Here is a 2,917-nt window from a genome sequence, read left to right on the forward strand (position 1 = left end):
GCACTGCGAGAGCGCCGCCGGCATCGCCGGGGTCACCAAGGTGCTGCTGCAGATGCGCCACGGCGAACTCGTGCCGAGCCTGCACTCCGCCACCCTGAACCCGCACATCGACTTCGACCGCACTCCGCTGCGCGTGCAGCGCTCCCTGGAGCCCTGGCACCGCCCGGTCCGGGACAGCGGCGGCGAACGGCGGGCCCTGCCCCGGCTGGCCGGAGTCTCCAGCTTCGGTGGCGGCGGCTCCAACGCCCATGTGGTCATCGAGGAGTATCCGCAGCCGGCCCGCCCGGAGACCGTTCCTGATGGGCCGTTCCTGCTTGTGCTGTCCGCCAGGAGCGAGGCCCAACTCGTCGAGCAGGCCCGCCGCCTGTACGCCCGGCTCGGTGAGTTGTCCGACGCCGACCTGCCGGCCGTCGCCTGGACCCTGCAGACCGGGCGCATGGCCCTTGAGGAGCGCCTCGCCTTCGCCGCGACCTCCCTGGCCGAGGCCCGCGAGCGGCTCGCCGCCTTCGCCACCGATCCTGCCGCGGCCGCCTCCTGGGTCCGCGGCACCGCCCGCCCGGACCGCCCCGCAGACGGTGCCGCCGTACAGTCCGCCCTGGCCGCCTGGCGCGAACAGGGTCGGTACGAGGCCCTGCTCGCGCTGTGGGCCGAAGGCGGCGACGTCGAGTGGGATCTCCTTGGTGCCACGGGCACCGGCCCGTACCGCATCAGCCTGCCCGGCTACCCCTTCGCCCGCGAGCGCTGCTGGTTCGACATCGACACCGAGGGCGCACCGAGCCGTTCCGCAGGCGGCGACACCCCTGACGTCGTGCTGCTGCGCCCCCAGTGGACCGAGCCTGCCACCGAACCGGCCGCGCCCGGCGAGCCGTTCGCCGAACGGCACGTCGTGGTGCTCGGCCGGCTCGCCGGCGGCGACCGCGACATACTGCGGGCCGCCCTGCCCGCCGACGTGACCTGCACCTTCCTCGACCTCGCCGACGGCTCGCCGGACCGCCTGTACACCGACGCGGCGCGCGGGTTGTTCACACTGATCCGGGAGCTCCTGGAGCGCGGCGTACGTCGGCCTGCTCTACTGCAGGTCGTCTCCGTCGGCACCGCGGAGCTCGCCGGACCGGCCTGCCTCGGCGGTCTGGCGGGGCTGCTGCGCACGGTCAATCTGGAGAACCCGCGGCTGCGCACGCAGTACCTGGAGTGCCTGGACGGCGCCGACCCGGCCACCGTCGCCGCCCGCCTCGCCGCCGAGGCGGCATCCGGCCCGGAGCCGGAGGTGCGCCACCGGGACGGCCGGCGGCTGGTCCGCCGTCCCACCGAGGTCCCGCTGCGGCCCGCCCCGACGCCCTGGCGGGAGGACGGCGTCTACCTGGTCACCGGCGGAGTCGGCGGGCTGGGTCTCATCGTGGCCCGGGACATCGCCGCCAACGTCGGCTCGGCCACCGTGGTCCTCACCGGGCGTTCCCCGCTGACCGACGCCCAGCGGGCCGAGCTGGACGCCCTGCGCGCCGCCGGCCTGACCGTCGACCACCGGCGCGCCGACGTTAGCGACCACGACGCCCTGACCCGTCTGCTGGCCCGTGTCGCCGACGAGCACGGGCCGTTGACCGGCGTCCTGCACTCCGCCGGCGTCGTCCACGACAACTTCCTGGTCCGCAAGAGCGCGGAGGAACTGGAGCGCGTCCTCGCCCCGAAGGTGGCCGGGCTGGTCCATCTCGACGAGCTGACCCGCGAGCAGCCGCTGGAGCTGTTCGTCTGCTTCTCCTCGATCGCCGGAGCGTTCGGCAACCCCGGCCAGGCCGACTACGCGGCGGCCAACGCGTTCATGGACGCCTACGCCGTCCACCGCAACCGGCTCGTCGGCGCGGGCCTGCGCAACGGCCGTACCGTGTCCGTCGGCTGGCCGCTGTGGGACGAGGGCGGCATGGGAGCCGACCACGCCGTCCGGGAGCAGTTGCGCGCCACGGGGTTGGTGCCGCTCGACACCGAACGCGGACTGGCGGCCCTGCGGTTCGCCCTGGCCGACGAGGGCGTCCGCGAGGACGGCGGGCTGCTGGTCGTCGCCGGTCGGCGCGAGACCATGCCGGCCGAGTTGAGGGACGGGTACGTAGCGGCCCAAGGGACCGATCATGAACCCTCGGCGCCCGCCCCGGCGAGCGCGACCGCGCCGGCGGCCCCCGCGTCCTCCGCCACAGCAACCCCCGCACCCACCGCCACCGCCGTACCGGTGCTCGAAGAGCGCGCCGTCGCCCACCTGCGGCGGGTGCTCGCGGCGGCCCTCAAGCTCGGTCCGGAGCGACTGGACGCCGACACACCGCTGGAGCGGTACGGCATGGACTCCGTGCTTGCCGTGACCATGCTCCAGCCGCTGGAGGAGACCTTCGGCCCCCTGTCGCGGACGCTGCTGTTCGAGGTGCGGACCGTGCGGGGCCTCGCCCACCACCTCGCCACCGACCACCCGCGGGAGCTGCACGACCTGGTCGGCGAACCCACCTCCGCGGCAGCCCCCGCAAGAGTCCGGGCCGATGCGGACTCGCGCGCCGCGCAGGCACCCTCACCGGCCCGACCCGAGCAGGACCAACGAAGCCAGGACATCGCCATCGTCGGTGTCAGCGGCCGCTACCCGCACGCCGACGACCTGGAGCAGTTCTGGGCCGCGCTGAGCGAGGGCCGGGACTGCGTCACCGAGGTGCCGGCCGACCGCTGGGACAGCGGCGGACGGGCCCAGTGGGGCGCGTTCCTCGACGGCGTCGACCGCTTCGACCCGCTGCACTTCGGCATCTCGCCCCGTCAGGCCGCTGCCATGGACCCGCAGCAGCGGCTGTTCCTGGAGACGGTGTGGCACCTGCTGGAGCAGGGCGGTGTCACCCAGGAGGTCGTCGAGCGGCGCCACCGCCGGCAGGTGGGCGTCTACGTCGGAGCCGCC

General features: G+C 74.7%; 1 protein-coding gene. It reads left to right on the top strand.

Annotation, left to right across the window (positions count from 1 at the left end; translation table 11 throughout):
* A partial coding sequence (locus TNCT1_RS36765; protein ID WP_143640438.1) for an SDR family NAD(P)-dependent oxidoreductase occupies positions 1–2,917 on the top strand: 2,917 nt, incomplete at both ends.

This window comes from Streptomyces sp. 1-11 (genome assembly GCF_007176755.1).
GTDB lineage: Bacteria > Actinomycetota > Actinomycetes > Streptomycetales > Streptomycetaceae > Streptomyces.